Genomic DNA, 507 nt, shown 5'->3' with positions numbered 1-507 from the left:
CCATTGCATTTACAGTTATTTCAAAGGTTTGCTCTTTGTCGTTCCACTCGTAGTTTATGACTGATGAATTATAAGGCACTATTTGATCTGGCAAGGTATCTTCTTTGATTGCCTGAACCGCACCAGTAAGAAGTGTTTTAAAATACCCAAAAGCATTTGGATATTTATCATTATTTAAAGCCATGAAATTTTTACCAAATTCATTAAATGGAGCATAACTATCAAATAGCTCGTCAGCATTGTTTATTTTGATACGATAGTTATTTGTAAGCTTTTGAGCATCTATGATTAGATAGTTCATAAGGTTATTTTTGATCGCACTTTGGAAGCTAGTGTTTGCTGAAGCGTCAATTCTCGTCTTCTCTCCAAGCATGACTTGACCATTTTGACCTAAAAAGACAACCCCAGATACCTCTTTTTTTAAAAGGTCTTTGATCTCTTCGTTTTGTGCTTCCATCGCAGAAGTTGCCAAAAAAACAAAAACTACTATGGCTATATTAGATAGCC

1 protein-coding gene is annotated in these 507 nt (G+C 34.7%); it reads right to left on the bottom strand.

The features are described 5' to 3' along the window. Window positions 1-507, bottom strand: a 507-nt coding sequence (locus CYP28_RS10025; protein WP_181000452.1) for a hypothetical protein, incomplete at both ends; no start/stop codon positions are given.

The organism is Campylobacter concisus (genome assembly GCF_002914195.1).
Lineage (GTDB): Bacteria > Campylobacterota > Campylobacteria > Campylobacterales > Campylobacteraceae > Campylobacter_A > Campylobacter_A concisus_M.
This window is presented reverse-complemented; position numbering and strand designations above follow the sequence as displayed.